The sequence below is a fragment of the Pseudomonas sp. 1152_12 genome, from assembly GCF_052850675.1.
On the sequence record NZ_VXCW01000005.1, the window covers coordinates 244,675 to 271,302 of the forward strand.

The 26,628-nt window shown below is 53.7% G+C and carries 22 protein-coding genes; all 22 read left to right on the forward strand.

The window, feature by feature from the left end:
• Positions 1-245 precede the first annotated feature (245 nt).
• Positions 246-2,903: a DNA gyrase subunit A gene (gene gyrA, locus FW764_RS11410; RefSeq protein WP_446434023.1), complete on the forward strand. Its 2,658-nt coding sequence runs from the start codon at positions 246-248 to the stop codon at positions 2,901-2,903.
• Between the two features lie 112 nt (positions 2,904-3,015).
• Positions 3,016-4,101 carry a 3-phosphoserine/phosphohydroxythreonine transaminase gene (serC, locus tag FW764_RS11415; RefSeq protein ID WP_446434024.1) on the forward strand — a complete coding sequence of 362 codons (1,086 nt, stop codon included), beginning with the start codon at positions 3,016-3,018 and terminating at the stop codon, positions 4,099-4,101.
• Positions 4,101-5,195 (forward strand): prephenate dehydratase, encoded by a 1,095-nt coding sequence (gene pheA / locus FW764_RS11420; protein ID WP_094952927.1) that lies wholly within the window; start codon positions 4,101-4,103, stop codon positions 5,193-5,195. Before serC ends, pheA begins: the two co-directional genes overlap by 1 nt.
• Before the next feature lie 9 nt (positions 5,196-5,204).
• Positions 5,205-6,317: a histidinol-phosphate transaminase gene (hisC, locus tag FW764_RS11425; RefSeq protein WP_446434025.1), complete on the forward strand. Its 1,113-nt coding sequence runs from the start codon at positions 5,205-5,207 to the stop codon at positions 6,315-6,317.
• A gap of 28 nt (positions 6,318-6,345) precedes the next feature.
• A complete protein-coding gene (locus tag FW764_RS11430) occupies positions 6,346-8,556 on the forward strand; it encodes a bifunctional prephenate dehydrogenase/3-phosphoshikimate 1-carboxyvinyltransferase (protein WP_446434181.1) in 2,211 nt (736 codons plus the stop codon).
• Positions 8,553-9,242, forward strand: a complete 690-nt coding sequence (gene cmk / locus FW764_RS11435; protein WP_003172653.1) for a (d)CMP kinase — start codon at positions 8,553-8,555, stop codon at positions 9,240-9,242. The genes FW764_RS11430 and cmk overlap by 4 nt, the downstream gene beginning before the upstream one ends.
• Before the next feature lie 119 nt (positions 9,243-9,361).
• Positions 9,362-11,056 carry a 30S ribosomal protein S1 gene (rpsA, locus tag FW764_RS11440; RefSeq protein ID WP_094952931.1) on the forward strand — a complete coding sequence of 565 codons (1,695 nt, stop codon included), beginning with the start codon at positions 9,362-9,364 and terminating at the stop codon, positions 11,054-11,056.
• 159 nt (positions 11,057-11,215) lie between these two features.
• Complete coding sequence (locus FW764_RS11445; protein ID WP_083359491.1) at positions 11,216-11,497, forward strand: hypothetical protein; 282 nt, start codon at positions 11,216-11,218, stop codon at positions 11,495-11,497.
• Between the two features lie 130 nt (positions 11,498-11,627).
• On the forward strand, positions 11,628-11,924 hold the full coding sequence (gene ihfB / locus FW764_RS11450; RefSeq protein ID WP_003218804.1) for an integration host factor subunit beta: 297 nt from the start codon (positions 11,628-11,630) through the stop codon (positions 11,922-11,924).
• 24 nt (positions 11,925-11,948) lie between these two features.
• Complete coding sequence (locus FW764_RS11455; protein WP_446434026.1) at positions 11,949-12,182, forward strand: lipopolysaccharide assembly protein LapA domain-containing protein; 234 nt, start codon at positions 11,949-11,951, stop codon at positions 12,180-12,182.
• A gap of 900 nt (positions 12,183-13,082) precedes the next feature.
• On the forward strand, positions 13,083-14,228 hold the full coding sequence (gene rffA, locus FW764_RS11460; protein ID WP_446434027.1) for a dTDP-4-amino-4,6-dideoxygalactose transaminase: 1,146 nt from the start codon (positions 13,083-13,085) through the stop codon (positions 14,226-14,228).
• On the forward strand, positions 14,212-15,492 hold the full coding sequence (locus tag FW764_RS11465) for an O-antigen translocase (RefSeq protein ID WP_446434028.1): 1,281 nt from the start codon (positions 14,212-14,214) through the stop codon (positions 15,490-15,492). Before rffA ends, FW764_RS11465 begins: the two co-directional genes overlap by 17 nt.
• The gene (locus tag FW764_RS11470; RefSeq protein WP_446434029.1) at positions 15,477-16,607 is read left to right on the forward strand and encodes an EpsG family protein; all 1,131 of its coding nucleotides are present in this window, start codon (positions 15,477-15,479) and stop codon (positions 16,605-16,607) included. Before FW764_RS11465 ends, FW764_RS11470 begins: the two co-directional genes overlap by 16 nt.
• A 17-nt stretch (positions 16,608-16,624) precedes the next feature.
• Complete coding sequence (locus FW764_RS11475; protein ID WP_446434030.1) at positions 16,625-17,836, forward strand: glycosyltransferase family 4 protein; 1,212 nt, start codon at positions 16,625-16,627, stop codon at positions 17,834-17,836.
• Between the two features lies 1 nt (position 17,837).
• Positions 17,838-19,073, forward strand: coding sequence for a glycosyltransferase family 4 protein (locus FW764_RS11480; protein ID WP_446434031.1), 1,236 nt, complete (start codon positions 17,838-17,840; stop codon positions 19,071-19,073).
• A gap of 9 nt (positions 19,074-19,082) precedes the next feature.
• A complete protein-coding gene (locus FW764_RS11485; protein ID WP_446434032.1) occupies positions 19,083-19,940 on the forward strand; it encodes a dTDP-4-dehydrorhamnose reductase family protein in 858 nt (285 codons plus the stop codon).
• Between the two features lie 13 nt (positions 19,941-19,953).
• Entirely contained in the window at positions 19,954-20,964 is a 1,011-nt protein-coding gene (locus FW764_RS11490; RefSeq protein ID WP_446434033.1) for a polysaccharide biosynthesis protein, read from the forward strand.
• Positions 20,957-22,084: a non-hydrolyzing UDP-N-acetylglucosamine 2-epimerase gene (wecB, locus tag FW764_RS11495; RefSeq protein WP_446434034.1), complete on the forward strand. Its 1,128-nt coding sequence runs from the start codon at positions 20,957-20,959 to the stop codon at positions 22,082-22,084. The genes FW764_RS11490 and wecB overlap by 8 nt, the downstream gene beginning before the upstream one ends.
• Before the next feature lie 14 nt (positions 22,085-22,098).
• Positions 22,099-23,058, forward strand: a complete 960-nt coding sequence (locus FW764_RS11500) for a UDP-glucose 4-epimerase family protein (RefSeq protein WP_446434035.1) — start codon at positions 22,099-22,101, stop codon at positions 23,056-23,058.
• Positions 23,055-24,071, forward strand: a complete 1,017-nt coding sequence (locus FW764_RS11505) for an MraY family glycosyltransferase (protein ID WP_446434036.1) — start codon at positions 23,055-23,057, stop codon at positions 24,069-24,071. The genes FW764_RS11500 and FW764_RS11505 overlap by 4 nt, the downstream gene beginning before the upstream one ends.
• A 94-nt stretch (positions 24,072-24,165) precedes the next feature.
• Positions 24,166-26,160 (forward strand): polysaccharide biosynthesis protein, encoded by a 1,995-nt coding sequence (locus FW764_RS11510; protein WP_446434037.1) that lies wholly within the window; start codon positions 24,166-24,168, stop codon positions 26,158-26,160.
• A gap of 111 nt (positions 26,161-26,271) precedes the next feature.
• Positions 26,272-26,604, forward strand: coding sequence for a ComEA family DNA-binding protein (locus FW764_RS11515; RefSeq protein WP_446434038.1), 333 nt, complete (start codon positions 26,272-26,274; stop codon positions 26,602-26,604).
• Positions 26,605-26,628: the final 24 nt, after the last annotated feature.

The following is a 26,628-nucleotide window of genomic DNA, read 5'->3' on the forward strand; positions in this document are numbered from 1 at the left end:
CAAGCCTGTCATCCGTCAACTTACTATGCTCCATGCGCATCTGGGGGATAGGTGCGTGGCGGCGATTGTGATAACATCCGGCGGTTTCCAGGGCTGCCTCAAGAGGCTGCCTATAACGTGCAGATCCGTGTCATAACTCGTTGATTTGTCGTAAGTCGTTGTCAGGCACTCTGCCGGCAGCGGCGAGCTTCGTTCGTCCCATAGGATGTGACGAGGTTTCACCCGAAAAAGGAATCAGGCTTCTCATGGGCGAACTGGCCAAAGAAATCCTCCCGGTCAATATCGAAGACGAGCTGAAACAGTCCTACCTCGACTACGCGATGAGCGTAATTGTCGGACGGGCACTGCCTGATGCGCGCGATGGCTTGAAGCCCGTGCACCGGCGTGTGCTGTTCGCGATGAGCGAGCTGGGTAACGACTGGAACAAGCCGTACAAGAAATCTGCCCGTGTTGTCGGTGACGTGATCGGTAAGTATCACCCTCACGGCGACACTGCGGTGTACGACACCATCGTCCGGATGGCGCAGCCGTTTTCCCTGCGCTACCTGCTGGTAGACGGTCAGGGTAACTTCGGTTCGGTCGACGGCGATAACGCCGCGGCCATGCGATACACCGAAGTTCGCATGACCAAGCTGGCGCACGAGCTGCTGGCTGACTTGCATAAAGAAACCGTGGACTGGGTGCCGAACTACGACGGCACCGAAATGATCCCGGCAGTCATGCCAACCCGTATTCCCAACCTGCTGGTCAACGGCTCCAGCGGTATCGCCGTGGGCATGGCCACCAACATCCCGCCGCACAACCTCGGTGAAGTCATCGACGGCTGCCTGGCGCTCATCGACAACCCTGAGTTGACTGTCGATGAGCTGATGCAATACATCCCCGGCCCGGACTTTCCGACCGCCGCGATCATCAACGGTCGCGCCGGCATCATCGAAGCCTACCGCACCGGTCGCGGCCGTATTTACATGCGCGCCCGCTCGATGATCGAAGACATCGACAAGGTCGGTGGCCGCCAGCAGATCGTCATCACCGAACTCCCATACCAGTTGAACAAGGCGCGTCTGATCGAGAAGATCGCCGAGCTGGTTAAAGAGAAGAAGCTGGAAGGCATCACCGAGCTGCGTGACGAGTCCGATAAAGACGGCATGCGCGTGGTGATCGAGCTGCGTCGTGGCGAAGTGCCTGAGGTGATCCTCAACAATCTCTACGCCCAGACCCAACTGCAAAGTGTGTTTGGTATCAACGTGGTTGCGCTGATTGACGGCCGCCCACGCATCTTGAACCTCAAGGATCTGCTGGAAGCCTTCGTGCGTCACCGCCGCGAAGTGGTCACCCGCCGTACCGTGTTCGAACTGCGTAAGGCGCGTGAGCGTGGTCATATCCTGGAAGGCCAGGCGGTTGCACTGTCGAACATCGACCCGGTCATCGCCTTGATCAAGGCTTCGCCGACGCCGTCGGAAGCTAAAGAAGCGCTGATCAAGATGCCGTGGGAATCCAGCGCCGTTGTGGCAATGGTTGAACGTGCCGGTGCTGATTCGTGCCGCCCGGAGACCCTGGACCCGCAATATGGTCTGCGTGACGGCAAGTACTTCCTGTCGCCGGAACAGGCCCAGGCTATCCTGGAGCTGCGCCTGCACCGCTTGACTGGTCTGGAGCATGAGAAGCTGCTGGCCGAGTACCAGGAGATCCTCAACCAGATCGGCGAGTTGATCCGCATCCTCAGCAGCGCCGTGCGCCTGATGGAAGTGATCCGCGAAGAACTGGAAGTGATCCGCGCCGAATACGGCGACGTGCGTCGCACTGAAATCCTCGATGCCCGTCTCGACCTGACCCTGGGTGACATGATCCCGGAAGAAGAGCGCGTGGTGACCATCTCCCACGGTGGCTATGCCAAGACCCAGCCATTGGCTGCGTACCAGGCCCAGCGTCGTGGTGGCAAGGGTAAATCGGCTACTGGCGTGAAGGATGAGGACTACATTGCTCACCTGCTGGTTGCCAACAGCCACACCACGCTGCTGCTGTTCTCCAGCAAAGGCAAAGTGTACTGGCTGAAAACCTACGAAATCCCGGAAGCCTCGCGTGCCGCCCGTGGCCGCCCGTTGGTTAACCTGCTGCCGTTGGACAGTGATGAATACATCACCACCATGTTGCCGGTCGAAGAGTACACCGAAGGCCACTTCATCTTCATGGCAACCGCCAAAGGCACCGTGAAGAAGACCCCGCTGGAATCCTTCAGCCGTCAGCGCAGCGTGGGCCTGATCGCCCTGGAGCTGGATGAAGGCGACGTACTGATCTCCGCTGCCATCACCGATGGCGAGCGTGAAGTCATGCTGTTCTCCGACGGCGGCAAAGTGACGCGCTTCAAGGAATCCGACGTTCGCGCCATGGGTCGTACCGCCCGCGGTGTGCGCGGCATGCGTCTGCCGGAAGGGCAGAAGCTGATTTCGATGCTGATCCCGGAAGAAGGCAGCCAGATCCTCACCGCTTCCGAGCGCGGCTATGGCAAACGTACTGCCATCAGCGAGTTCCCGGAGTACAAGCGTGGCGGCCAAGGCGTTATCGCCATGGTCAGCAACGATCGCAACGGCCGCCTGGTCGGCGCGGTTCAGGTGCTCGATGGCGAGGAAATCATGCTGATTTCCGACCAGGGCACCCTGGTGCGTACCCGTGTGGATGAAGTCTCGAGCCTGGGCCGTAACACCCAGGGCGTGACCCTGATCAAGCTGGCCAAGGACGAAAAACTGGTCGGCCTGGAGCGTGTGCAGGAACCGTCCGAAGTCGAAGGCGAAGAGCTCGAAGAGGGCGAAGTGTTTGATGGCGAGGTCATCGCCACTGGCGATGACGGCGTCGACGAGCCTACCCTCGATGCTGCTGCGGACGAAGAAGAACCGCAGGAATAAGCGGACACACAGGGGGCGGATGAAGATTCGCCCCCTTGTTGTTTGTCCCGTATGAAAGTATTGAAACTACCGATTTATTGCACCACCCCACCAGATCAGAGTGAGATTGGATGTGAGCAAGAGAGCCTATAACTTCTGTGCCGGTCCCGCGGCGCTTCCTGAAGCAGTCCTGCAGCGCGCGCAGGGTGAACTCCTCGACTGGCATGGAAAAGGCCTCTCCGTGATGGAAATGAGCCATCGCAGCGATGAGTATGTGTCCATTGCCACCAAGGCCGAGCAGGATCTGCGCGACTTGCTGGACATCCCATCTAATTACAAAGTGCTGTTCCTGCAGGGCGGCGCGAGCCAGCAGTTCGCCCAGCTGCCGCTGAACCTGCTGCCGGAAGACGGCACCGCCGACTATATCGACACTGGTATCTGGGGGCAGAAGGCGATTGAAGAGGCTTCGCGCTATGGTCACGTCAATGTGGCCGGCACCGCCAAGCCTTACGACTACTTCGCCATTCCCGGTCAGAACGAATGGAAACTGTCGAAGGATGCGGCCTACGTTCACTACGTAGCGAATGAAACCATCGGCGGCCTGGAATTCGACTGGGTACCGCAAGTGGGTGACGTGCCGCTGGTGTGCGACATGTCTTCGGACATCCTCTCGCGTCCGATCGATGTGTCCCAGTACGGCATGATCTACGCAGGTGCGCAGAAGAACATCGGCCCGAGCGGCATCCTGGTCAACATTATTCGCGAAGACCTGCTGGGTCGTGCGCGTTCGCTCTGCCCCACCATGCTTAACTACAAGGTTGCGGCCGATAATGGCTCGATGTACAACACCCCGCCAGCCTTCGCCTGGTACCTGTCGGGCCTGGTATTCGAGTGGCTCAAAGAGCAGGGCGGTGTTGCCGCCATGGGCAAACTCAACGAAGAGAAGAAGCGCACGCTGTACGACTTCATCGACGCCAGCGGCCTGTACAGCAACCCGATCAACCCGACCGATCGTTCGTGGATGAACGTGCCGTTCCGTCTGGCTGATGATCGTCTGGACAAGCCATTCCTGGTCGGCGCCGAGGAACGTGGTCTGCTGAACCTCAAGGGCCACCGTTCGGTCGGCGGCATGCGCGCCTCCATCTACAACGCTGTCGATATCAACGCCGTCAAGGCGCTGGTGGCCTACATGGCAGCGTTCGAAAAGGAACACGGCTAATGTCTGAGCAAGAACTCAAGGCCCTGCGTGTACGTATTGACAGCCTGGACGAGAAAGTCCTGGAACTGATCAGTGAGCGTGCGCGGTGCGCCCAGGAAGTGGCACGGGTGAAAATGGCCTCCCTGGCTGAAGGCGAAGTGCCGGTGTTCTACCGGCCTGAGCGCGAGGCCCAAGTGCTCAAGCGCGTGATGGAGCGCAACCAAGGCCCGTTGGGCAACGAAGAGATGGCGCGGTTGTTCCGTGAAATCATGTCTTCGTGCCTGGCACTGGAACAGCCGCTGAAGGTCGCGTACCTCGGCCCTGAAGGTACCTTCACCCAAGCAGCAGCCATGAAGCACTTCGGCCACGCCGTGATCAGCAAGCCGATGGCCGCGATCGACGAAGTGTTCCGTGAAGTCGCGGCGGGTGCGGTGAACTTTGGTGTAGTGCCGGTGGAAAACTCCACGGAAGGTGCGGTCAACCACACGCTGGACAGCTTCCTTGAGCACGACATGGTGATCTGCGGTGAAGTCGAGCTGCGTATTCACCACCACTTGTTGGTGGGCGAGAACACCAAGACCGACAGTATCAGTCGTATCTACTCCCACGCCCAGTCTCTGGCCCAGTGCCGCAAGTGGCTGGACGCGCATTACCCGAACGTGGAGCGTGTGGCGGTTTCCAGCAACGCGGAGGCGGCCAAGCGGGTCAAGGGTGAGTGGAATTCGGCGGCGATTGCCGGTGACATGGCCGCTGGCCTGTACGGCCTGACGCGTCTGGCCGAGAAAATCGAGGACCGCCCGGACAACTCCACGCGCTTCTTGATGATCGGCAGCCAGGAAGTGCCACCGACCGGCGACGACAAAACCTCGATCATCGTCTCCATGAGCAACAAGCCCGGCGCGCTGCATGAGCTGCTGGTGCCGTTTCACGACAACGGGATTGACCTGACGCGAATCGAGACGCGCCCTTCGCGCAGCGGTAAATGGACATATGTGTTCTTTATCGACTTTATCGGCCACCACCGCGACCCACTGGTTAAAGGTGTACTGGAGAAAATCAGTCAGGAAGCCGTAGCACTCAAGGTGCTGGGCTCTTACCCGAAAGCGGTTTTGTGAGGCTTTAACATGAGTGGCAACTTTCTCGCCCTGGCTCAGCCGGGCGTGCAACAACTGTCGCCTTACGTTCCAGGCAAGCCTGTGGACGAGCTGGCGCGTGAGTTGAACCTGGATCCGTCGAAGATCGTAAAGCTGGCCAGTAACGAAAACCCGCTGGGCCCAAGTCCCAAGGTATTGGAGGCGATTCGTGAAGAGTTGGCCGAGCTGACCCGCTACCCGGACGGTAACGGTTTTGCCCTTAAGTCTCTGCTGGCGGAACACTGCCGGGTCGAGCTGAACCAGGTGACACTGGGTAATGGTTCCAACGACATTCTTGAGCTGGTCGGCCGCGCCTATCTGGCGCCTGGCCTGAACGCGGTGTTCAGCGAGCACGCGTTTGCTGTCTATCCGATCGTGACGCAGGCTGTCGGTGCCGATGCCCGGATTATTCCGGCCAAGGATTGGGGGCATGACCTGCCGGCCATGTTGGCGGCCATCGACGCCCAGACGCGTGTGGTGTTTATCGCCAACCCGAACAACCCGACCGGCACCTGGTTTGACGCTCAGGCGCTGAACGACTTCTTGCAGGATGTGCCGGAACACGTGCTGGTAGTGCTGGACGAAGCCTATATCGAGTACGCCGCAGGCAGCGACCTGCCGGACGGCTTGGACTTCCTGGCGGCTTATCCGAACCTGTTGGTGTCGCGCACCTTCTCCAAGGCCTATGGCCTGGCCTCACTGCGCGTTGGCTACGGCTTGTCCACGGCGGTGGTGGCCGATGTGCTGAACCGCGTGCGCCAACCGTTCAACGTTAACAGTCTCGCCCTCGCGGCAGCCTGTGCAGCAGTGAAGGATGCCGAGTACCTGGAAGAAGGTCGTCGCATCAACGAAAGCGGCATGCTGCAACTGCAGGAAGGTTTGCGTGAGTTGGGCCTGGGCTGGATTCCATCCAAAGGCAATTTCATTTGCGTCGATCTCGGTCAAGTGGCCGCGCCGGTCTTTCAGGGCCTGCTCCGTGAAGGTGTGATTGTGCGCCCGGTGGCCAACTATGGCATGCCGAATCACCTGCGTATCACCATTGGTTTGCCAGCTGAAAACAGTCGCTTCCTGGAGGCGTTGGCCAAGGTTCTGGCTCGTGGTTGATTTCACTGCATTGCAACCTGCTGTGCCTATGATCGGTCGCCTGGTGGTGGTCGGTCTGGGGTTGATTGGCGGCTCCTTTGCCAAAGGCCTGCGTGAGAGCGGGTTGTGCGGCGAAGTGGTCGGTGTGGATCTGGACCCGCAATCGTGCAAGTTGGCGGTTGAGTTGGGCGTGGTGGATCGCTGTGAAGCAGACCTGGGGCTCGCGTGCCAGGGCGCAGATGTGATCCAGCTCGCCGTGCCGATTCTGGCGATGGAGAAGCTGCTGGCCTTGTTGGCTGGGATGGATTTGGGTCAGGCGATCCTGACAGACGTCGGCAGTGCCAAAGGCAATGTGGTACGCGCGGCACGATTGGCGTTTGGCGGCATGCCGGCGCGGTTTGTGCCGGGTCACCCGATTGCCGGTTCCGAGCAGAGCGGTGTGGAGGCGTCCAATGCGCAGCTGTTCCGTCGCCATAAGGTGATTCTGACGCCGCTTGAGCAAACCGATCCGGCGGCCTTGGCCGTGGTTGATCGGCTATGGCGCGAGCTGGGCGCGGATGTCGAGCATATGCAGGTCGAGCGCCACGACGAAGTGCTGGCGGCGACCAGTCATTTGCCGCATCTGCTGGCGTTTGGTTTGGTGGATTCCCTGGCCAAGCGTAACGAAAATCTCGACATCTTCCGTTATGCCGCCGGTGGCTTTCGCGATTTCACTCGAATTGCTGGCAGCGACCCGGTGATGTGGCACGACATCTTCCTTGCCAATCGTGAGGCGGTGTTGCGCACCCTGGACACCTTCCGCAGTGACCTCGACGCTCTGCGCGACGCGGTGGATGCCGGGGATGGCCATCAACTATTGGGCGTGTTCACCCGCGCGCGCGTGGCGCGTGAGCATTTCAGCAAGATCCTGGCGCGCCGGGCCTACATGGAAGCCGCCGTGAGCGCCGATGAGCTGACCTTCCTCGCCAACCCGGGTGGCCGCCTGAGCGGGCAGATTCGGGTGCCGGGCGATAAGTCGATTTCCCATCGTTCGGTGATGTTGGGTTCGTTGGCTGAAGGCGTGACCGAGATCGAAGGTTTCCTCGAAGGTGAAGATGCCCTGGCGACTTTGCAGGCCTTTCGCGACATGGGCGTCGTGATTGAGGGGCCACACCATGGGCGCGTCACCATTCACGGCGTAGGCTTGCACGGCCTGAAGCCAGCGCCTGGCCCTATCTACTTGGGTAACTCTGGTACGTCGATGCGCCTCTTGTCCGGTTTGCTGGCGGCGCAACGCTTTGACAGTGTGTTGACGGGTGATGTCTCACTCTCGAAACGCCCGATGAGCCGCGTGGCCAAGCCGCTAAGGGAAATGGGGGCAGTGATCGAAACCGGGCCCGAAGGGCGTCCGCCGCTGACTATTCGTGGCGGGCAGGCATTGAAAGGCATGGCCTATTCGATGCCGATGGCTAGCGCGCAGGTCAAATCCTGTCTGCTACTGGCCGGGTTGTATGCCGAGGGTAAAACCTCGGTGACCGAGCCGGCGCCGACCCGTGACCATACCGAGCGCATGCTGTGCGGGTTTGGCTATCCGGTCGAGGTGGCGGGGGCGACGGCGTCGGTCGAGTCAGGCCATGCTTTGATTGCCGCACATATAGAGGTGCCTGGGGATATTTCTTCGTCGGCGTTCTTCCTGGTGGCGGCTTCGATTGCCGAGGGCTCCGAGCTGTTGCTGGAGCATGTAGGCGTCAATCCGACTCGTACCGGGGTGATTGATATCCTGCGGCTGATGGGCGCAGATATCACACTGGAAAACCCGCGTGAAGTGGGTGGCGAGCCGGTTGCTGATTTGCGCGTGCGTGCCGCTGCGTTGAAAGGCATAGAGATTCCCGAAGCGCTGGTGCCATTGGCTATCGACGAATTCCCCGTATTGTTCGTGGCGGCGGCCTGTGCCGAAGGGCGTACCGTATTGCGCGGCGCTGGAGAGCTGCGGGTTAAAGAGTCTGACCGTATTCAGGTCATGGCCGATGGTCTGCTGGCGCTGGGGGTGAAGTGTGAACCGACACCTGATGGGATTATCATTGACGGTGGCCCTATAGGGGGTGGCGAAGTGCATGCGCATGGCGATCACCGGATCGCCATGGCTTTCAGCGTGGCTTCCCTGCGTGCGGCGGCGCCGATTCGCATCCGTGATTGCGCCAATGTTGCTACATCTTTTCCGAATTTTCTTACACTGTGTGCCCACATCGGCATCCGTGTTGCCCAAGAGGCTCAATTGTGAATATCAAAGCACCGGTGATTACCATCGACGGGCCAAGCGGCTCGGGCAAAGGCACAATCGCCGGCATCCTGGCCAAGCGCCTCGGCTGGTGCCTGCTGGATTCCGGCGCGCTGTACCGTTTGCTGGCATTTGCGGCACGCAACCATGGCGTCGACCTGACCAACGAAGAGTCCCTGAAGTTGCTGGCGGCACATCTCGATGTGCAGTTCGTCGGCGCGACGGAAGGTCATCCGCAGCGCATCATCCTGGAAGGGGATGATGTGACTGATGATCTGCGTAACGAACAAGTGGGCTCCTGGGCTTCCCAGGTTGCCGCGCTGCCGGCCGTGCGTGACGCGCTACTGCAGCGTCAGCGGGCGTTTCAGGAGCCGCCGGGCCTGGTGGCTGATGGCCGTGACATGGGCACCGTCGTGTTTCCTGAGGCACCACTGAAGATTTTCCTGACCGCCAGCGCCGAGGAGCGGGCTCGCCGCCGTTACTTACAGTTGAAGGGCAAAGTCGATGGTGTTAGTCTGTCGAGTCTGCTAGATGAGATCCGTGCACGCGATGAGCGTGATACCCAGCGTGCGGTAGCCCCGCTCAAACCGGCGGCTGACGCCATACAGTTGGATTCCACGGAGCTGTCCATCGAGCAGGTGCTGGAACGCATCTTGAGTGAAATCGCCATTCGCGATATAGCCGGGTGACCAAGAAGGCTGCAGGGGACCAGTCATAGTCCTGCGGTGCTTCTTCTAATTGAAACTAACCCACACCGTCTGGGGTGTGGAGATGGGCGTATTCTTCGCCCTTATCAACAGGAATTAAAATGAGCGAAAGCTTTGCGGAACTCTTTGAAGAAAGCCTAAAAACCCTGAACCTTCAGGCTGGCTCCATCATCACCGGTGTTATCGTTGATATCGATTACCAAGCTCGTTGGGTAACCGTTCACGCTGGTCTGAAGTCTGAAGCTCTGATCCCGCTGGAACAGTTCTACAACGATGCTGGCGACCTGACTATCAATGTCGGTGACGAAGTTCACGTTGCTCTGGACTCGGTTGAAGACGGTTTCGGTGAAACCAAGCTGTCCCGTGAAAAAGCCAAGCGCGCTGAATGCTGGATTGTTCTCGAAGCAGCCTTCGCAGCTGAAGAAGTGGTCAAGGGCGTTATCAACGGTAAGGTTAAAGGCGGCTTCACTGTCGACGTTAACGGCATCCGTGCGTTCCTGCCAGGTTCTTTGGTCGACGTTCGTCCAGTGCGCGACACCACGCACCTGGAAGGCAAAGAACTCGAATTCAAGGTCATCAAGCTCGACCAGAAGCGCAACAACGTTGTCGTTTCCCGTCGTAGCGTGCTGGAAGCAGAGAACTCCGCCGAGCGTGAAGCTCTGCTGGAATCCCTGCAGGAAGGCCAACAAGTCAAAGGTATCGTCAAGAACCTCACCGATTACGGCGCATTCGTCGATCTGGGTGGCGTCGATGGCCTGCTGCACATTACCGATATGGCTTGGAAGCGTATCAAGCATCCTTCCGAAATCGTCAACGTTGGCGACGAGATCGATGTCAAGGTTCTGAAGTACGATCGTGAGCGTAACCGCGTTTCCCTGGGCTTGAAGCAGCTGGGCGAAGATCCATGGGTTGCTATCAAAGCTCGTTACCCAGAAAGCACTCGCGTAACCGCGCGTGTTACCAACCTGACCGACTACGGCTGCTTCGCAGAGCTGGAAGAAGGCGTGGAAGGCCTGGTACACGTTTCCGAAATGGACTGGACCAACAAAAACATCCACCCTTCGAAAGTCGTACAAGTCGGCGACGAAGTGGAAGTTATGGTTCTGGACATCGACGAAGAGCGTCGTCGTATCTCCCTGGGCATCAAGCAGTGCAAATCTAACCCATGGGAAGATTTCTCTGGTCAGTTCAACAAGGGCGATAAAATCTCCGGCACCATCAAGTCAATCACCGATTTCGGTATCTTCATTGGTCTGGACGGCGGCATCGACGGCCTGGTTCACCTGTCCGACATCTCCTGGAACGAAGTTGGCGAAGAAGCTGTTCGTCGTTTCAAGAAGGGCGACGAGCTGGACACCGTTATCCTGTCGGTTGACCCAGAGCGCGAGCGCATCTCCCTGGGTATCAAGCAACTGGAAAGCGATCCGTTCTCCGAGTACGTTCAAGAGAACGACAAAGGCGCCATCGTTAAAGGCATCGTGAAAGAAGTTGACGCCAAAGGCGCCATCATCACTCTGGCCGACGATATCGAAGCAACTCTGAAAGCCTCCGAAATCAGCCGTGACCGCGTTGAAGACGCGCGTAATGTTCTGAAAGAAGGCCAGGAAGTAGAAGCCAAGATCATCAGCGTTGACCGCAAGAGCCGCGTAATCCAGCTCTCCATCAAGTCGAAAGACGAGATCGAAGAGAAAGAAGCCATTCAGAGCCTGCGCGACAAGCCAGCTTCGTCTGAGCCTTCTGCTGGTCCTACCACTCTGGGTGACCTGCTGCGTGCACAGATGGAAAAACAGAACTAAGTTCTGTCAGACCATAAAAAAGGGCGACGTCGGTCGCCCTTTTTTGTGCCTGAAATTTGTTGAATCAACAACCTCGAACCAAGGCTTACAGTGGGGTGTCAGAACCGAATATAGTTTTCATACATGCTATTGAGTATTGTTGTTTCAATAAGGATTTGAATGAACAGGTTTATTGTCGTTTTCTCAATGATGCTGCTTGCTGGTTGCTCCACCAGTGCCAAGACTCACGCCAGGCACGGCGTCAGCGGCATCGAGATTGACTGCTCGGGGCTTGGCTCCAATTGGGATAAGTGCGAGAAGCGCGCTGCTCGTGAATGCAAGGGGCAGGGCTATAAGGTTGTAACGCGCTCCAGTGACGCCAAGGATGAAGAGGGTGACTATTTGTTTGGCTGGAACCCGGCCGGTGCGGTGACCCGCACGATGCTGGTGATCTGTAATTGAGGGTTAGGTCTTTATTACGGGGGGTAAATTAACCCGCAGATAAGTTAAGTCGTGGGCTATTCAAAATCGCCGAGTCGTGCTAAAACCTTCGGAGCGCTTTTCCTAGCTGCTTGAAAAAGAAGGGAAAAATATGACGAAGTCGGAGTTGATCGAACGAATTGTCACCCATCAAGGGCTGCTTTCATCCAAGGATGTAGAGTTGGCTATCAAGACCATGCTTGAGCAAATGTCCCAATGCCTGGCCACTGGGGATCGAATCGAGATCCGGGGCTTTGGTAGCTTTTCCTTGCACTACCGCGCACCGCGTGTAGGCCGTAACCCGAAAACCGGGCAATCCGTCAGCCTTGACGGTAAGTTTGTGCCGCATTTCAAGCCGGGTAAGGAATTAAGGGATCGAGTGAACGAAGACGAGGAAGAAGGCGTCTGAGTGGTTTTGGGGTAGGAGTAAGTTATGCGTGGGACTAAACGCGTTTTTGTGGTGTTGGTCGTGCTGGCTGTCGCGCTGGTGGTTTTGGCCTTTGTTTTGGAAAACCAACAGGGCGTATCTCTTTCGTTCCTGGGGTGGACAACGATGCAGCTGCCAGTGGCGGTGTACGTTGTCGCTGCGCTGATTGTCGGATTAATGGTAGGGCCGCTAATGGGCTTGCTGGTCACCGGTAGTCGTCGGTCAAGCAAGTATCGATAGTGCGCGGATAGCCTTCCTGTCCTCGCAACTGCTGTTATGGGCTGCTAGTCCTCCAGCCTCACCTTGAGTGGCGCGCGCTTTATTCTGGTGCTCTGCCACCTGCGCGTAAAGCCCCGCCTCGGGTGTTCGGGTTAGCCGATAGCGCACTATCCGCTTTTTTTGCAAAAAAAATCAGATAATTCCAAGGTGGAATGCCTTAGGCTGTTCGCTATAAAATAGACGTGTCAAGGTTCAAAGTGTGTGGGATATAGGGTAAGATTCCGCGCATTAATGACAGCCGTCCTTTGCGTTTCGATACTTGGTAGATGAGCGAGCGGTGAGCGTTCACTTGCTAAAGCAAACATTCTCGCCTCTGTATGTAATTCTCCAAATCTGCGTGTTCCGGCAAGCGTCAAGACAGAAACTCATTTGGTTGCGGTTAATTCTATTTCGCAGATTTTGCCTTTAAGCAAATATCTAAACAAAACCTGCTATTCAAAAGTTAGTGGCGCAGCAGCCGTATAAAGCTTTTAACAATTCACTGTCGCCTTTGAGTGATTGGATGTGATAAGTCTGTAATGCTTAGGATTCAGAGGGGGGGGCGGTTGCGCCTTCGCCCCGTCACGTTCGGTTAAGGTCAGAAATTGCCTAGAAATGTATCCGCGGGTGTGTTGCGGTCAGCGCGTAAACCAAGGGAAAATTTGTACAGTCAATTTTAATGCTCACTGCGCGTATAAAAGACCTCCGCATGTCATCGTCGGTGCCGGAGAGGTGATTGGTTTCCGGGGGAGTATCGGCTGAGGGCTGTACAATTGGGGCGCGGCAGGCCGTCACTAGGGGGGCTTACACTGGAGTACCTGCAAAACGCGTCAAGAATAGAACGATTTACTAAGCTAGAAAAAGAATTTTACGGTGAGCTTGATGAAGATTCCATTTAACAAACCACCCTATACGGGTAATGAAGATCAATATGTTATGCGCGCAATGCGCAGCGCTAAGATGTCGGGTGACGGTGATTTCACCATTAGTTGCCAACAATGGTTTGAAGAAACATTTTCATGTGAAAAGGCTCTGCTGACACCGTCGTGCACCCAAGCACTTGAAATGGCTGCTATTTTGATAGATATACAGCCGGGCGATGAAGTTATTATGCCCAGCTTTACCTTTGTCAGTACCGCGAACGCATTTGTATTGCGAGGCGCGAAGATCGTTTTTGTCGATATTCGCCCGGATACTATGAATATCGATGAAACACTTATCGAGGCAGCGATCACTGTAAAGACCAAAGCAATCGTTCCCGTTCATTATGCAGGTGTCGCCTGTGAAATGGACGTGATCATGGACATTGCACAGCGCCATGGTTTGTTTGTCGTGGAAGATGCTGCTCAGGGCATGATGTCGACTTATAAAGGGCGTTGGCTGGGTACGATCGGGCATTTGGCAGCTTATAGTTTTCATGAAACAAAAAACTACACGAGTGGTGGCGAGGGCGGATTATTGTTAATCAATGATAAGCGCTTCATTGGTCGTGCAGAAATTATCAGAGAAAAAGGTACCAATCGCAGTCAGTTTTTTAGAGGGATGATTGACAAATATACATGGGTAGATATTGGCAGTAGTTATTTGCCGGGTGAGTTACAGGCTGCTTACTTGTTTGGTCAGTTGGAACGAGCAAAACAGATTAACGATATTAGGCTAGGCATTTGGCAGCGCTACAACGTGGCGTTTGCAGGATTGGTGGCGGCAGGGTTGCTTGAAATTCCCACGGTGCCGGATGATTGTATTGCTAATGCGCATATGTTTTATATTAAGGTAAAGGATATCGATGCACGTAAATCAGTGCTTAGGTATCTAAACGCGTCGGGTGTGGGGGCGGTATTTCATTACGTCCCACTTCACAGCGCACCGGCCGGTGTGTTGTTAGGCCGGTTTGCAGGCGAAGATCGTTTTACCACCAAGGAAAGTGAGCGCCTTATTCGCTTACCTGTGTGGTATGGCATGACGGAGACTGAGGTGCTGCATGTCATCAACTCTGTAATAGGAGCCGTGGATGCCGCGGGCTCGTAAATTGAAGGGCTCAAATCGTAGCATGCTAGTAGGCGCTTTTTTTACAAGCGCCGCTCAAACGTCAAAAATTCTCGTTGGCTTTTGCATACTTAAATTAATCGCTCTGTACCTGGGAGTTGACGGTCTCGGCCAGCTAGGGCATTTCATGAGCCTGGTGTCTATCGCTGTCCTCCTCGCGGGAGGGGGGATAAGCCACGGTATAATTAAATACGTTGCGGAATTTAAAAATAACCGATTTAAGTTGCACAGGTTATTTTCGACGTCGGTGTGTTACGCATTCAGTTTCTGTCTTGTGTCATTCGTCTTGATGGTTGTATTTTCGGCCAATATATCAAATTTTGTGTTCGGTCAGCCGGAGCGTTCCTGGGTTATCGTGCTGCTGGCTTTTGCTCAGTTTGTTTTTGCATTCAATACCCTGTTTTCAGGGTTCTTCAATGGCCTTGGTAAACTCAAGGTCAACTCAATCGTTCAAGTCGTGGCTAACATTGTTGTGCTTCCCGTGATCTGGTGGCTGATCGCTGCATTTGGCCTGCCCGGTGCTGCGATAGCAATGTTGTCTATATTCACCATGCCTGCTCTTATCTCTTTGATTTACCTTAAAGGGACGCCTCTGTTCAGAATGCTCAAGTGGCGAAAGTTGGATGTGGGGTTGGGTAAGAACTTCTCCAAGTTTGGACTGATGTTGCTCGTCAGTGCCCTGATGTTTCCCGTGGTCGAAATTATTATCAGGGAATCGCTGATAGCACAGGTCGGTTATGCCGAAGCGGGCATCTGGCAAGGAAGTATCAAGTTATCGAGCGCGTATATCGGTTTTTTCAGTGTGTTTTTGGCATCTTATTACATGCCGATGGTGTCCTCCACCCAAGACAAAGCGGTAATCAAGGCGCAAGTCATTAAATTTATGTTGTTGGTGATGGCGTTATTTTTGGCAGGGGCCAGCGTTCTTTATATTGGTCGGAGTTTTTTTATTCCGATGTTATTGTCTTCCGAGTTTCATGAGTTGGAGAGCTATATAATTTATCAATTAGTCGGTGATTTTTTTAAGGTCGCTTCTTATGTTGTAGGTTTTGTTGTGGTGGCGAAAGCCGCGACGAAGTTGTATATCTTCTCTGAAGTGTTACAGGCGCTGCTTTTTGTTGGGTTGACATTTTCTGTCGGCCGTGAAGTGGGTGGTGTGCACGGTGTTATGTATTCTTACATGTTGGCATATATAGCGTTTTTTATAGTGTCCACTGCCGGATTTATCTATTGGGCACGCAACTGATGGGCATGGAATTCACCCTGCCGCTTTACCTGGTATTCGGTTTTTTAGTAATCGTTGCCGCGTGGGACACCCTCAGCGAACACACGCTTCCTCAGGTAGCGGTTAGCGCCCTGATGGGGGGCGCGCTAATCGTACTGGCGACATTCAGAATGGCAGGGGTGGGCAATGATGATCTTGCCTACCTGAGAATGATACAAGAAGTACCCCACGTTCTGGAGTGTCATAACCTTTTCTGTGACTACAGTTATACAGCGTTTAATATCGAATTCGGGTTTTATATTCTTCTTTCGATGCTAGCGGTAGTGGCTCGAAATTCTGTTGTTTTATTCGGGGTCTGCTCACTTTTTGCGGTAAGTCTCAATTTTAAGAGTATTCGTTACTTTTCTCCTTACTTTGCCTTGGGTGTGTTGGTTTATTTTACTCATTTTTTTCTAGCGAAAGAGTTGAACGCCATACGTTTGGGCGTTGCGTCCGGCTTGGTGTTTTGGGCGGCGACGTATCTCCACAGAAAAGAATACGCGATGTTGGCAGTTTATCTTGCGCTGGCAATGATGGTGCACGTATCGTCGATATTGTTTGTGATTCCCCTTGTTTTGTATTTATTGAAGCCCTCGCGAAATTTTTACTGGTTACTCAGTATTGTACTTCTGCTGATGGCGTCGTCTGTCGATTCAAAGCTGCTGTTGCGCCAGTTGGATTTTATTAGCTTTATTGGTGAAAAGATTGACTCTTATCTTACGACGGAAAAGTATGGTTATGTCCTGCCGATTTTCAATGTCGTTAATATCAAAAATATGACTTTAATTATCGTAGGACTGGTGTGTGCGGAGAAGTTGGAAGCACGCTATCCAACCTTTAAGCTGGTTTTCTGCGTTTTTTACTGCGCGACATTTTTGCGAATTGTACTGGGCGATTTTGCAATTCTCGCCGGCCGCAGCTATGCGAGCATATCGATGTTTGAATATGTCCTGATACCGATGCTCGCCGTGCATCTGTTAGGTAAAAAGCTTGGGGTTTTAATCGTCTCTGTTTATGCGCTCGGCACACTGTACCTGAATTTGAGTGTTCACTCAGGGTGGACAGGCGGTTCCGAAGTGTTTTTTAATTTTCCATAATTTACTGGGGGCAGTGCATGAAAAATATTTTGTTTGTCATGGGAGGCTTGGCCATTGGTGGGGTTGAGACCTACGTGGTCAGGCTGGCTAAATACCTCAGCCAAGCGGGGTGTAGCGTAACCGTTACATTATTGTCGAGTAAATATGATGCAGGTCTGTTCAACGAGCTGTCTCGTTACGCCAAAGTCAATGTCGTAGAGCATGTGCCTTTTTTTGCCGCGTCCAGTTGGATTAATGCGCTGTTACCCGCAAAAAAAGATCCGCAGCTATACGACATTGTTCATGTGGTAGATGTGTTGACGTTGGCCTATGTTTTCCTAAATAAGGCTAGGCTGAAGTTTACATTTCTAAGTATTGGCGTCTATCACTCTATGGAGATCAGTTGGTGGCGTGGCCGAAACATATACTTCAGAAAAAAGATGCTTGAGTTGTATGATCGGAATGTAAAGTTGACATTGTTTCCCAATGAGCGTACAGCCGAAATGGCAGCTGTATTTTCTCATGTTGATGTCAACACGCTGGACGTATTGCCGCTGGGTATTTCTTTCGAGAGCTATAGCGCTCGGCGGCCACTTCAATCGTCTCTGCGTATTGTGTCCGTGGGGCGTCTAGTTGATTTTAAAGTTTATAATAAACATGTCATTACTCAGCTGAGTGGACTTCGTAAGCGTGCCAATTTTGAATATTTTATTTATGGTGACGGTCCGGAACACGCGTCGCTGGTCTCGTTGGCGCAGGCGTGTGGCGTGAGTGAGTACGTGCACTTCATGGGCGAGGTGGAGTATGCCGAGTTGCCCGGCCTTTTTGATGGAGCGTTTTGTTTCGTTGGCTCGGGTACGACTATCATCGAAGCCGCTGCCGCCGGTGTGCCTTCGGTGGTAGGCATTGAATCCATAGAGTTACCACTGACCTGTGGGCTGTTTTCGGAGATTTCAGGCTATTCCTACAACGAAGAATCGGCGACGACGGTGAGAATGGGGATCTTGGAGACCCTCGAGATGCTGCACGATATGACTCCCGAACAATACTATGAAGTGTCTGTTAAACATCGACAAAAAGCTAAAATGTTTGATATTGTCGAAACCTCAAAAAGGTTTGTTGAGTTGTCTAACCGCGCACCTGTTTTTGATGGTTCAATGAATCGTTGGGTGGCTATGTTGTCATTTTTCAAATCTGTGATTGTTCAAGGGCCCAAAGCGCTTAAATCTCGATTTGATAGCGTGGGATGATATGTCTTTGAAGATTGCGATTGTCACTCAGTATTTTTATCCTGAGAGCTTTATTATCAATGACATTGTTGAGGAGTTGGCGTGTCTTGGGCACACCGTCGAAGTCTTTACCGGGCAACCTAACTACCCGGACGGCGAAACCTATGAAAATTATGATCAGGCTGCTTGCAATGAGCAGGTGTACAAGGACCGCGTAAAAATCCACCGGGTTCCGTTGAGGCCACGTAAGTCTGGTGGTGCCAGGAACCTGCTTCTCAACTATCTCTCATTTGTGAAAAATGGGATCAGATACTTTCCGAAGCAGAACGCTGGTAAACAGTTCGACGCGATCATTGTCTTTGCGGTCTCACCGATCACGGCAGCAATTCCCGCTATCGTGTTGAAACGTTCCAGCAAGGCTCATTTGATGGTGTGGGTTCAGGATTTGTGGCCGGAGACACTTAAAGCAACGGGGTTCATTAGCAATTCGCTGCTGTTGAAGGCAGTCGGCGTTTTGGTGCGTTTAATCTACGCCAAGGCCGACACTGTGCTGGTTCAATCTGAAGCATTCATCGCCTCCGCCTCCAGGTATGTGGCGAAAGACAAGGTCGTTTACTACCCCAACTCTTACCGTGCCCCGGCCCCCCAGATCAATCCTTCCGACCGCCTGCCGGTGGAGATCAGTCAGTTATTGCAGTCTAACTTTTGCGTGGTTTTTGCCGGTAACCTAGGGTTCGCGCAGTCCTTGGAAACCATAGTCGATGCCGCAAAAGCACTGGTTCACTTGGATTGCAAGATCGTCGTAGTGGGCAGTGGCAGTCGTTTGGATTGGATGCATGAGCAAAAGCATGAACACGGCCTGCACAATCTTGAACTCGTTGGGCGACTGCCATCGTCAGTAATGGCTGAATTATTTTCAGAGAGTGAGGCGCTACTGGTGACACTCAAACGCGAGGAAATCTTCGCGTTGACCATCCCCAGTAAGATCCAGGCGTATATGGCAGCAGGCAAGCCTATATTGGCTGCTCTGGATGGAGAGGGAGCGAGGATCGTGGCGTTGGCGGGTGCTGGGTTATGTTCTCCGGCAGAGGACGCGGCAGCGCTCGCACGGAATATCGAGGCGCTCTACGAGGCTACGCCGGAAAAAAGAGCCGCTTACGGAGCGGCGTCATTCAGCTTTTTCTGTGACAATTACGAAATGAAGACGCAATGCTGTCGATTGGTACAGATCATTAAAGAACGTATTGGCAACCCTTAGAGATAAACCATGAAAATATTAGTGCTGGGCGTGACAGGAATGCTTGGAAGTGCTGTGTTCAAGTATATTTCCAATCACACTTCACATAGTGTTTTCGGCACTATGCGTGGCCCCCGTGGGGAAGAGTATTTTGAAAGTAAGCACAAGGGCTGCTTTTATTCAAATGTTGATGTTCTAGATTACGAAACGTTGGTCTCGGTATTTGAAGACAATCGTCCGGACGTGGTGATCAATTGCGTCGGCTTGATTAAGCAGTTGGCACAAGCAAATGACCCATTATCAACGTTGCCGCTCAATTCGATGTTGCCACATCGTTTGTCCAAACTGTGCATGCTTACCCAAGCACGACTGATACATATCAGTACCGACTGTGTGTTTTCCGGTTCGAAGGGCATGTACTTGGAGTCGGATATTTCTGATGCAGAAGACCTGTACGGGAAGTCAAAATTTATAGGTGAGTTGAGTGACCAGCCTCACGCGATAACGTTGCGCACCTCGATCATTGGCCATGAGTTAGCGAGCAATGCGTCTTTGGTTGACTGGTTTCTATCCCAGGAAGGGGCGGTAAAGGGATTCACCAATGCCATTTTTTCCGGCGTACCCACTGCAGAACTGGCGCGCATCATTGTTGAGTATGTGCTGCCTAACGAAAGCGTGTTCGGTCTGTATCACCTCTCTGCTGACCCTATTGATAAGTTCACGTTGCTGACTGAAATCGCTAAGGTCTATAACAAAGAAATTGATATTATTCCTGATGATAAGTTTGTGATTGATCGTTCGCTTGATTCGACGCGCTTTCGGGAGGCCGTGGGTTACACTCCACCGTCATGGCCGGACCTGATTCAGTTCATGCGTGCACAGAAATAGTTTAGGAGCTTTTATGTTTGATAACAAAATATTGATGATCACGGGCGGCACCGGTTCTTTTGGTAATACCGTGCTGAAACGTTTTCTCGACACACACGTGAAAGAAATTCGCGTGTTTAGCCGCGACGAGAAAAAACAGGAAGATATGCGCATCGCGCTCGGCAATGACAAAGTCAAATTTTATATTGGTGATGTGCGTGACTACGCGAGCATTTCCCAAGCGATGGTTGGCGTGAATTATATCTTTCACGCCGCCGCACTCAAGCAGGTCCCGTCCTGTGAGTTTTACCCGATGGAAGCGGTTAAAACCAATGTCCTGGGGACAGAAAACGTTCTTAATGCGGCCATTGCCAACAATGTCGAACGTGTTGTGGTTTTGAGTACTGACAAAGCGGTCTACCCAATCAATGCCATGGGTATTTCCAAGGCAATGGCAGAAAAGCTGGTGGTGGCCAAATCTCGGATGATCCCGCAAGGCGGCCCGGTTATTTGCTCTACCCGCTACGGTAATGTGATGGCTTCGCGCGGTTCGGTCATCCCGCTGTTCGTCAATCAATTGAAGCAGGGGGGCGAACTGACGGTGACCGACCCCAACATGACCCGTTTCCTGATGTCGCTGGAAGACTCGGTAGACTTAGTGCTTCATGCATTCGAGTTTGCCCAGCAGGGTGATATTTTCGTGCAAAAAGCGCCAGCTTCTACTGTGGCAGATTTGGCTCAGGCGCTGAAAGAACTCTTCAATCGCTTGAATGCCATTAAGGTGATCGGTACACGTCATGGCGAGAAACTTTACGAGTCGCTGATTTCTCGCGAAGAGATGGCCAAGTCAGAGGACATGGGGCGCTACTATCGTATTCCGGCGGATAACCGTGATCTGAACTATGAAAAGTATTTCGTCGAAGGCGAAACGCACATTTCCGAGCTGGATGACTACACGTCCCATAATACCGAGCGTCTGGATGTCGAGGGTGTCAAAGCACTGCTATTGAAACTGGAATTTATTCAGGAGCAGCTCAATGCTTAAGGTCATGACCCTGGTCGGCACTCGCCCTGAGCTGATTAAAATGAGCCGCGTGATCGCAGAACTTGATAAACAAACTCACCATGTTCTGGTTCACTCTGGGCAGAATTATGACTATGAGCTTAATCAGGTCTTTTTTGACGACCTGGACATTCGCAAGCCGGACCATTTTTTAGGGGCCGTCGGTGATACTGCAGCGCAGACTATTGCACAAGTCATTGCCAAATCCGATGAGCTTTTTGAATTAGAAAAACCGGACGCTCTACTGCTTTACGGTGATACGAATACGTGTCTGGCGGTCATTTCCGCAAAGCGCCGAAAAATCCCGGTTTTCCATATGGAAGCAGGAAATCGCTGCTTTGATCAGCGCGTGCCTGAAGAGCTTAATCGCAAAGTACTGGACCATTTGAGCGATATCAATATGGTTCTGACCGAGCATGCGCGTCGTTATCTGCTTGATGAAGGTGTTCGTCCAGAGACCATTATCAAGACAGGTTCTCATATGGCGGAAGTCTTGGCTCATTACATGCCTAAGATTGAAGCGTCGGATGTTCTCGCTCGAGAAGGGCTTGCAGCGGGAGCGTATTTTGTCGTCAGCGCGCACCGCGAGGAAAACGTCGATACGCCCGACAATCTTAGAGACTTACTCGGGTCTTTGAAGGCATTGGCGGACAAATACCAATACCCGGTAATCGTGTCGACTCACCCGCGCACCCGTAAGCGTCTCGAAGCGCTAGGCGAGTCGTTGGATCATCCTTTGATCCGCTTCGTCAAACCGTTTGGCCTGCTCGACTACATCAAGTTGCAGATGGAGGCATTTTGCGTGGTGTCCGACAGCGGGACTATCACTGAAGAGGCCTCACTGTTGAACCTGCCCGCAGCTACCATCAGGAATGCGCATGAGCGCCCAGAGGGTATGGACGAAGGCACGCTGATCATGTGCGGACTGAAGGCCGAGCGCGTTCTTGATGCCGTCCGTGTGGTCACCACCCAACACGTGCGTGGCGAGCGGGTGCTAGCGGTGGTCGGTGATTATCTTGGTGGTGCCGTATCCAAGAAAGTCGTGCGTATTGTGCACAGTTACACCGATTACATTAACCGCACCGTCTGGTCCAAATCGTAAGCAAGGAGCTTTACGTGCACATATTCGTGACTGGGGCTTCGGGATTCGTTGGCGGCCGGTTGGTCCAAGTGTTAGCTGGCCATACTGATGTTCGTGTCACCGTTGCAGCAAGGGGAAGCCACTTAGCGTGTGCAACGGCTGCGCAGGTGGTCCGATTCGAGGACCTTTCGACGGCGGATTTCTCGGCCGAACTGGCCGGTGTGGACGCAGTACTCCACTGCGCGGCTCGCGTGCACGTTATGAACGACTTGGAAGCGGACCCCCTTCAGGCCTTCCGCCACGTCAACGTTGAGGGCACGCTTAACGTGGCACGTCAGGCAGCAGAGGCTGGCGTGCGCCGGTTTGTATTTCTCAGTTCGATCAAGGTTAACGGCGAAGGCACAGACCCTGGCATGCCGTTCACTGCGGATCAGCCGGGTAATCCGGTAGACCCTTACGGCGTTTCAAAGATGGAAGCAGAGCAGTGTCTTCGCGAGCTGGCCTTGTCGACGGGTATGGAGGTGGTGATCATCCGACCCGTACTCGTTTATGGGCCAGGGGTAAGAGCCAATTTCCTCAACATGATGCGCTGGCTGCATAAAGGTATTCCGTTACCTTTCGGCGCAATTCATAACGCTCGCAGCCTCGTGGCCTTGGATAACCTGGTTGATTTGACCATCCTCTGCGCCCGTCATCCAGCAGCAGCGAATCAGACGTTCATGGTCAGCGATGGCGAAGACTTGTCGACTACCCGGCTGCTACGCAAGATGGCGTCAGCGTTGGGCAAGCCTGCGCGTCTTCTTCCTGTGCCGGCTGTTTTATTGCGTGCAGCTGCCAACGTGCTGGGCAAGCGCAGCCTTTCTCAACGGTTGTGTGGCTCATTGCAGGTTGATATCGCCAAAACCCGTGCTGTTTTGGGTTGGACGCCGCCGCTGTCAGTGGACCAGGCTCTGAAAGTTACAGCGTCGGATTACATGGAAAATGAAAAGATATGAGTGACTGGTGGATCGTTCTTGCTGTTGCATTGATCTCATTTTTGATGACTGCTGTATTAAGACGCTATGCGCTTTCGCGCAGCATTATCGATATCCCGAATGCACGCAGTTCGCATTCGGTGCCTACTCCGCGAGGCGGTGGTGTCGCGATTGTTTTGGCGTTTCTTGTGGTGATCCCTTTTTTGGGGTGGCTGGGTCTGGTATCTACAGGCATGTTAATCGCGGTCGGCGGGGCAGGTGTGTTGGTGGCCGTCCTGGGCTTTATGGACGATCATGGTCATATTGCTGCCCGCTGGCGTCTGGCAGGCCATTTTGCGGCAGCGGCATGGGCGTTGTTCTGGATGAAAGGACTTGCACCGCTGACCGTATTTGGCTGGGACCTGCATCTCGGTCTGATTGGGAATGTCCTGGCGGCTGTTTATCTGGTCTGGATGCTCAATCTCTACAATTTCATGGATGGAATTGATGGTATTGCCAGTGTAGAGGCGATCTGCGTCTGCCTTGGCGGCTGCCTGCTTTATGCGCTGAGTGGTCATCAGGATATGATTTGGCTGCCGCTGCTGTTGGCCGTAGCAGTGGGGGCATTTCTGCTGTGGAATTTCCCCCCTGCAAAAATCTTTATGGGGGATGCCGGGAGTGGATTTTTAGGCGTTGTCCTGGGCTGTTTCTCTATTCAGGCTGCCTGGGTCCAATCTTCTTTTTTTTGGGCCTGGTTGATCTTGCTGGGCGTATTCGTGGTCGACGCAACGTTCACGCTTGTGCGCCGCCTGCTAAGGGGTGACAAGGTCTACGAAGCGCACCGCAGTCATGCCTATCAGTTTGCTTCACGCAAATGCGGTAAACATCTGCCGGTGACGTTGGCAGTGGCGGCCATCAACCTCGTTTGGCTATTGCCGATTGCGTTGGGTGTTGTTCTATATGGATGGGATGGAGCTTGGGCTCTGGTTCTTGCTTATGTGCCGTTGATCCTTTTGGCCATCAAGTTTCACGCTGGCGAGCTTGAGCGGTCATAAGTTGGCGGGTAACTGGCCTGAAAGCCTTCGAAGGGCGCATGGATAGCTTTGCAAAGGCAAAGCATTAGGAAGTTAAGAGGTGTCTGAAAACGCTATGGATAAGTTACGCGCCTATTTGGTCGCTCTGCCTAGACGAAAAAAACGGCTGATTCAGGTTTGTACGGATGTGTTTGTCGTTTGGGCGGCCTTATGGCTCGCGTTCGTTGTACGCCTGGGCATCGATGAATTGGTTAACCCGGTTCGTCTTCACTTTTGGTTATTCATTGCTGCTCCAGTGGTTGCAATACCGCTATTCATTCGCTTCGGCATGTACCGCGCAGTGATGCGCTACTTTGGCAACGATGCATTGATCGCCATTATCAAGGCGGTCAGTTTGTCCTCCCTCATCCTTGGCGTGGTGGTTTACTGGTACAGCAACCATCAGAATGTGGTTCCGCGCTCCATTATCTTCAACTACTGGTGGCTCAGCCTGATCATGGTGGGCGGCTTGCGACTTGGCATGCGCCAATACTTCTTAGGTGACTGGTTTTCCGCTGCGCAGCATGTGCCGTTTACCAACCGCGAAGATGGATTGCCGCGTGTCGCCATTTACGGCGCGGGCGCTGCTGGTAATCAACTAGTAGCGGCGTTGCGAATGGGGCGCGTCATGCGGCCGGTTGCATTTATTGACGATGATTCAAGTATTTCCGACCGTGTGATTTCCGGGCTACAAGTGTATAAGCCCAAACATATTCAACGCATGATCGATACGACGGGTGCCCAGGAAATCCTGCTGGCCATTCCGTCCTCCAATCGCGGTCGCCGCCGTGAAATCCTCGGGTTTCTTGAGGGGTTTCCTCTGCATGTACGCAGTGTTCCAGGATTTATGGACCTGGCCAGTGGCAGGGTGAAGGTCGACGATATCCAGGAAGTCGATATTGCAGACCTATTGGGGCGGGACACTGTGCCTGCCCAGCACGAACTGCTGGAACGCTGTATCAAAGGGCAAAACGTAATGGTAACCGGGGCAGGGGGCTCAATTGGTTCAGAGCTGTGCCGGCAGATTCTTACACTAGGCCCCACATCGTTACTGTTGTTCGAGCACAGCGAGTTCAATCTCTACAGCATCCTTTGCGAACTGGAGGAGCGTATTAATCGAGAGTCTCTACCGGTCAAGGTTTTGCCAATCCTGGGTTCTGTCCGTAACCCATCCAAGTTGCTTGATGTCATGAAAGCCTGGCGCGTTAGTACGGTTTACCACGCTGCGGCGTACAAGCACGTGCCGATGGTAGAGCACAATATCGCTGAAGGCGTGTTGAATAATGTGATTGGCACACTAAACACGGCGCAGGCAGCGTTGCAGGCAGGGGTGGCCAATTTCGTGCTGATCTCTACCGACAAGGCGGTCCGTCCGACCAATGTCATGGGCAGTACGAAGCGCCTCGCCGAGCTGACGTTGCAAGCACTTAGCCGTGAGATAGCCCCCGTATTGTTTGGCGACAAATCAAACGTCTCGCGAGTGAACAAGACCCGATTCACCATGGTGCGTTTCGGCAATGTACTCGGCTCCTCAGGTTCGGTAATTCCGCTGTTTCACAAGCAAATCAAGTCGGGTGGTCCGGTGACTGTCACCCATCCGAAAATCACCCGTTACTTCATGACCATTCCGGAAGCTGCGCAGTTGGTGATTCAGGCCGGCTCAATGGGCCTGGGCGGTGACGTATTCGTGCTGGATATGGGCGAGCCAGTGAAGATTGTCGAACTCGCGGAGAAAATGATTCACTTGTCGGGCTTGAGTGTGCGTTCTGATAGAAACCCGCATGGCGATATTACCGTAGAGTTTTCAGGACTACGGCCCGGTGAAAAGCTTTACGAAGAGTTACTTATTGGCGACAACGTCGTTGCCACCCAGCATCCGATGATCATGAGTGCTAACGAAGACCACTTGGGCTGGGATCTTCTTAAGGGCAAGCTGAGCGAGCTACTGGTGGCCTTAGATCAGGACGATTACTCACGCGTTCGACAGCTGCTGCGCGATACGGTAAGTGGCTACTCGCCCGATGGCGAAATCGTGGATCTCATTTTCCAGCAACGCCGTCTGGAGCCCTAAGCTCACACTCTGTAACCCCTGCGTTTTTGACTCCCTCCAAACATCACCTACGTTAGAAGAAGCAGCTTCGGAAAGCTGCTTTTCTTCTACCGATGTCATGGAGCGTCACCAATGCAAAACACCTACATCTCTTCCCTTATCTTCGCTTTCCTTACCTCGTTCTCGGTTGCCGCCAACGCAGCCCCCTCTATCAAACCCGAAGCCCCTGCCCCTATTACCGCCCAGATGACCAAGGTCGAGCAATCCGCCAAGGTCAACCTGAATGGAGCCGACGCCGAAACCCTGCGTCGCGAGCTCTTTGGCATCGGCGCTGCCAAGGCAAAGGCGATCATCGCCTACCGCGAAAGCAACGGCCCATTCACAGCAGTGGATGAGTTATTGGAGGTAAAGGGCATCGGCAAGGCGCTGCTGGAGAAGAACCGCGATAGGCTGGTGATCAATTGAGGATATGAACGTTTGCAAGGAGGC